The sequence below is a fragment of the Citrobacter youngae genome, from assembly GCF_003818115.1.
GTDB classification, from domain to species: Bacteria; Pseudomonadota; Gammaproteobacteria; order Enterobacterales; family Enterobacteriaceae; genus Citrobacter; species Citrobacter youngae.
This window is the reverse complement of record NZ_RPOI01000040.1, coordinates 1-5252: the sequence shown is the minus strand read 5'-3', so window position 1 is coordinate 5252 and position 5252 is coordinate 1. Positions and strand designations below refer to the sequence as shown.

Here is a 5252-nt window from a genome sequence, read left to right as displayed (position 1 = left end):
TGCGCAGCAACGGCCCGGAGGGTGGCGGGCAGGACGCCCGCCATAAACTGCCAGGCATCAATTAAAGTGAAGAAGCCCATCCTGACGGATGGGCTTTTTTGCGTCTGTGCGGGGTGCACATTGCCGGATTAAGCGCAGCGCATCAGGCAATTCTGACCGCCAACCTGGTTCTCTTCCTTCGAACATTTCTTAATCCTTTTCCTGCTAATTAAAATCGTGATCTATCTCTCATAATAAATTATAACAATTATATAACATTTAATTTACTAAAACAGACATGAAACGTCATTGATAGATTCATAAGATCCTGGCAGGGGTACAATTCTAATGGCTGATAGCAGTGTAACTGAGAACGGGGCGCTGGCAGATGGCGACACCCGTCGTCGTATATGGGCAATTGTTGGTGCATCGTCAGGGAATCTGGTTGAATGGTTTGATTTCTATATTTACTCTTTCTGCTCTCTCTACTTTGCTCATATCTTTTTTCCATCTGGAAACACCACCACGCAACTCTTACAAACTGCCGGCGTTTTTGCTGCAGGCTTTCTGATGCGGCCAATCGGGGGATGGCTTTTTGGTCGTATTGCGGATAAACACGGGCGTAAAAAGTCTATGCTGCTGTCCGTTTGTATGATGTGCATGGGATCGTTGGTGATCGCTTGTCTTCCGGGATATGAAACCATCGGCACCTGGGCTCCCGCGCTATTACTGCTGGCCAGATTATTCCAGGGGTTATCTGTTGGTGGGGAATACGGAACCAGCGCTACCTATATGAGTGAAGTAGCCGTTGAAGGTAAGAAAGGTTTTTATGCCTCATTCCAGTATGTGACGTTAATCGGCGGGCAGTTACTGGCATTGCTGGTTGTGGTCATATTACAGCAAACGTTAGAAGACTCGGCGCTAAGAGCGTGGGGCTGGCGTATTCCGTTTGCGCTGGGTGCTGTGTTAGCTATTGTGGCATTGTGGTTGCGTCGTCAACTGGATGAAACATCAAAACAGGATGTCCGTGCGTTGAAAGAAGCGGGTTCTCTGAAAGGGCTGTGGCGTAACCGCAGAGCCTTTCTTATGGTACTGGGATTCACCGCTGCTGGCTCGCTGTGTTTTTATACGTTTACGACCTACATGCAGAAATATCTGGTTAATACGGCTGGTATGCATGCCAACGTGGCCAGCGGCATTATGACAGCTGCATTGTGCGTGTTTATGCTGGTGCAACCGCTGTTCGGTGCGTTGTCAGATAAAATAGGCCGACGAACTTCAATGCTGTGTTTTGGCGCGTTAGCCGCGATTTTTACTGTTCCCATTTTGACCGCGTTGCAAAGCGTGACGTCTCCTTACATGGCGTTTGCTCTGGTGATGTGTGCCTTGTTGATCGTGAGTTTCTATACGTCAATTAGCGGTATTCTGAAGGCCGAAATGTTCCCGGCGCAGGTGCGTGCTCTGGGGGTTGGGTTATCTTATGCGGTGGCTAATGCTTTGTTTGGTGGTTCAGCCGAATATGTTGCGTTATCCCTGAAGTCTGTCGGCATGGAGACATCATTCTTCTGGTATGTCACCGTGATGGCGGTGGTCGCATTCCTGGTTTCGCTGATGTTACACAGTAAGGGAAAAGGTTTACGCCTCTAATGGTGTGCCAGTTGCCAAACGGTATAGCCGGTTGATGCGCCCGCCACATCCCAGGCAAAGTCTTTCCAGCTCCAGCCGCTCCCAGCGGGGCGGCTATCCCACAGCTCTTTTGATGCACCCAGGCTGACTGAGAACATCAAACCGATAGCTGCGCTACGATCGCGATTGTTTCCCTGATGCTGTGCATACTCGTTCCCCGCTGCGGCAAGCATGGCCGAGGCGATAAAGTGTTGAGCTTTGTCTTGCCCACTCCAGCTGTCGTTAGCCATGTGGCTACAACCGGAAAGAAGCAAAACACTGGCAATAATACACAGACGCATCGTTGCCTCCATAGGAAAAACCCCGTCGCTGGACGGGGTCTTGATTACAGAATACGGCTGATTAATCTGTCGATTCGAATACGGCGTAATCGACGGATGAGCTTACGTACTTTGACTGGATAGTCGGCAATGCTCTGCAGGTCGCGATAGTGTTTCACGACGGTGGTGTGCGTGCGGATAAGCTCCAGCTCTTTATCACGCTGAGGAGTCAGTTCCTGCTGGGGATCATGGATAAGAATGGCGTTTTCCAAATCCAGCCGCCAGGCGCGGGGGTTAAGATTATTGCCGGTAAGCAGCATCCATTTATCATCAACCCACATGCCTTTCAGATGATAGGTGTTGTCATCATCTTTCCATAAGCGCACGACCAACTGGTCGGTATTCACGTAATACTGCAGTCTGCTCAGGAAACGGCGCAGATTTATTTCATACAGATAAGGCAGCGCACCGATGATCTTGAATGGCTCATCTTCCGGAATGAAGAAGTCGTTGGCGGTTTTATCACCGACAATGATTTCGACCTTTTTCCCTTCACGCAGTAGTTGAATGATATTGCGCACCAGGATGGCTGGTAGGTTGAAATAAGGCGTACAAATGGTGAGTTTGTGCTCCGCGCAGGGCATGAGGTGGAAAATAGTCTTATTTAACAGACTGGATTTTCCGAGCCCAACCAGCGGCGTGACCGAAAGCTGTTCGTTATCCGCATCACCCTGAAAATGGAAGGATGCATCGCGCAATTCCTGACGGTACAGGCGGATATCATTTTTAATTTCCGGGCTTTTAGGACGATGGATATCATCGAGACGATTAACGCCGCGCCCATTCATCAGGTTCTGCGTAACCCAATCGTACATGATATCGGCCATCTTCGCGTTGCGAATCAGCTGATAGCGGTCATAGCGGTATTTATCATGTTGGTGTAAGTAAACATCGTTCAGACTGGCCCCGCTATACAGGACGCTATCATCAATGATAAAGCCTTTAAAATGCAGAACACCAAGCGCTTCACGGGTGTTAATTGGCACGCCGTAGACAGGGATATCGATACCAGGATTTTCTTGCGCCATGCGGCAATACCAGTCAGCGTTGGTATTGGATGCCGCAACACCAATGCGTCCACGCTGGGCTCGATGCCAGTCGACAAGCACCCGGATATCCAGTTCAGGACGCTGCCGCTTTGCCGCATAGAGCGCGTCGAGTATGCCTTTACCGCCGTCATCCTGTTCCAGGTACAGCGCAATAATGCAGATCCGTCGCGTCGCGCTGGCTATTTTCTCCAGCAGAGTCTCCCTGAAATTTGCGGGAGCATAAAAGAAATCTACATCATCAACTGACTGAGAAATCTTAGGTAGTTGGGCAAGGTGTTGTTGATGTTTATTACGCTTAAATTTTGACAACATCACAGTGCATTTCTTCTCTGTTCATTGAAGGGTCCTCTGTGCTTTGCAGACGACATAAGCGGGCAATGATACCACCAGTACCCATGAATGTGGTCAACATTTCCAGTACCTTACTCACGATTCCTCATATTGGGCCAGATTCAGCGTTAGCCCAACAATTCCCTCTTCGAGCTGGACATCGACATCAAACCCGAGTTTTCGGGCCAGGGCGACCATCCCCCGATTGTTTGGCATCGTAATACCATTTAAACGTCTAAGTCCGTGATCTCGGGTGTATGCAATCAACTTTTCCATCAACCGACGACCTAAGCCCAGCCCTTTGAGATCAGAACGAACCAGCACGGCAAACTCGGCGTCAACGTTATCAGGATCCGAGATTGCCCTCGTTACGCCGAGGATCTCTTGCTGATTATCTTTACAGCGTACTGCCACAAAGGCCATTTCCCGATCGTAGTCGATCTGTGTCATATTGGCTAAATCTTCGTGGGTAAATTCGTTTATCTCACTGAAATAGCGATAATAAAGATCTTCTTTCGTTACCTGAGATATGAACTGCTGCAGATGAGGCTCGTCCTCCGGCAAAATGGGACGGAACAGGCAGCGATCGCCATTTTTCAACTCCACCCATTCTTCAAGCTGATGGGGATAAGGGCGTACCGCCAGCCTGCTTTCGTTATCGCCCGTGAAAGGGGCAATATCCAGTGTGACGTCCAGTGCAGTAAATTCCCCAGCAGAGGCCAGTAGAGGATGGATATCCAGGCGCTGAATTTCCGGACAATCGACGATCAGGTTGGAGACCTGGACCAACAGTTGGCTTAAACCTGCAATATCTAAGGGCCGTAGTGCGCTGCGAGCGCGGATCTTTTTGTTTTTGATCCCCTGGATCACCAGATAACGCGCCAGATTCATGTTCAATGGCGGCAAGGCCACCACGGCTTGCTCGTCTGGACGCCACTCAACCCCGCCTTCGCCCAGCATAATCAACGGGCCAAACACAGGGTCATGTTCAACGACGACGCGCAGTTCCTGAGCGCCAGCGCGATTTGCCATACTTTGTACTAATAAACCGTGAATGCGCGCCTGCGGCCAGGCCATTTTTACCCGATCAAAAATCGCATTGGCTGCCTGCTGCACCTCTGTTGCCGTACGCAGATAGAGCATTACCCCCTGAACTTCCGATTTATGCGGGATATCAGGAGAACGCAGCTTCAGTGCTACCGGGTAACCGATTTGTTCTGCGATATGTACGGCTTCCGCACTGTCGCTGGCGATCCATGTCGGCAGTGTGTGTAAGCCATAGGCGTGTAAAATCGGCTGCACTTCATGGGTATCCAGCGATGTCGCTCCCTCAGCAATCGCCTGCTGTAACAGACTATGCGCTTCGGCGGTGTTAGTGGTCAGGCTATCGGGTAGGGCTGGTGTTTCTCGCAGTTGCTTCTGGTTACGCCGGTACTCCACCATATGCATAAATGCAGTGATAGTGCCTTCCGGCGTACGATAGGTGGGTAATCCGGCTTCACTAAACAGCCTGCGGGCTTCCTGGGATGAAAACTCGCCGCACCAGTTGGTCAGCAACGAGACGAACTTGCCGCGCGGATGACGCTTTACCGCTTCGATCAACACCTGCGCGCTTTCGGTTCCGGGGGCGGCTGCGCTGGGTGAGTGAATCACCATCAGTGCGTCGAAATCCTGACTGGCGAGTAAAATATCCAGTGTCTTGACGTAATGTTCGCTGCTGGCATCATCACGCAGATCCAGTGGGTTGGCGATATCCACGTGAGCAGGTAGGGCATCGCGTAATTTCTGGCAGGTTTCTTCACTCAGCGCGGCCAGCTTACCGTTTCGCGACCACAGTTCATCTAATGCCAGCGCCGCGGGAGCGGCCCCATTGCTGATGATCATCAGC

4 protein-coding genes are annotated in these 5252 nt (G+C 50.8%); 1 reads left to right on the top strand and 3 read right to left on the bottom strand.

Going from position 1 to position 5252, the window contains the following annotated elements; translation table 11 throughout:
• Nucleotides 1-327 precede the first annotated feature (327 nt).
• Nucleotides 328-1626, top strand: a complete 1299-nt coding sequence (locus tag EHN13_RS23465) for an MFS transporter (protein ID WP_048210875.1) — start codon at nucleotides 328-330, stop codon at nucleotides 1624-1626.
• Here EHN13_RS23465 and EHN13_RS23460 read toward each other — a convergent pair.
• The 3 genes from EHN13_RS23460 to EHN13_RS23450 all read right to left on the bottom strand — a co-directional run.
• On the bottom strand, nucleotides 1623-1946 hold the full coding sequence (locus EHN13_RS23460) for a YfiM family lipoprotein (protein ID WP_124022168.1): 324 nt from the start codon (nucleotides 1944-1946) through the stop codon (nucleotides 1623-1625). The two genes, EHN13_RS23465 and EHN13_RS23460, sit on opposite strands and share 4 nt — an antisense overlap.
• 44 nt (nucleotides 1947-1990) lie before the next feature.
• A complete protein-coding gene (gene pssA / locus EHN13_RS23455) occupies nucleotides 1991-3346 on the bottom strand; it encodes a CDP-diacylglycerol--serine O-phosphatidyltransferase (protein ID WP_048210877.1) in 1356 nt (451 codons plus the stop codon).
• 114 nt (nucleotides 3347-3460) lie between these two features.
• The coding region (locus EHN13_RS23450; RefSeq protein WP_124022167.1) for a bifunctional acetate--CoA ligase family protein/GNAT family N-acetyltransferase at nucleotides 3461-5252 on the bottom strand (1792 nt) is incomplete at its 5' end.

What these genes read in the sequence shown, in the direction of transcription:
- EHN13_RS23465 (WP_048210875.1), top strand. Translation starts at nt 328, where the DNA reads ATGGCTGATAGCAGTGTAACTGAGAACGGGGCGCTGGCAGATGGCGAC.
- EHN13_RS23460 (WP_124022168.1), bottom strand. Translation starts at nt 1,946, where the DNA reads ATGCGTCTGTGTATTATTGCCAGTGTTTTGCTTCTTTCCGGTTGTAGC.
- pssA (WP_048210877.1), bottom strand. Translation starts at nt 3,346, where the DNA reads ATGTTGTCAAAATTTAAGCGTAATAAACATCAACAACACCTTGCCCAA.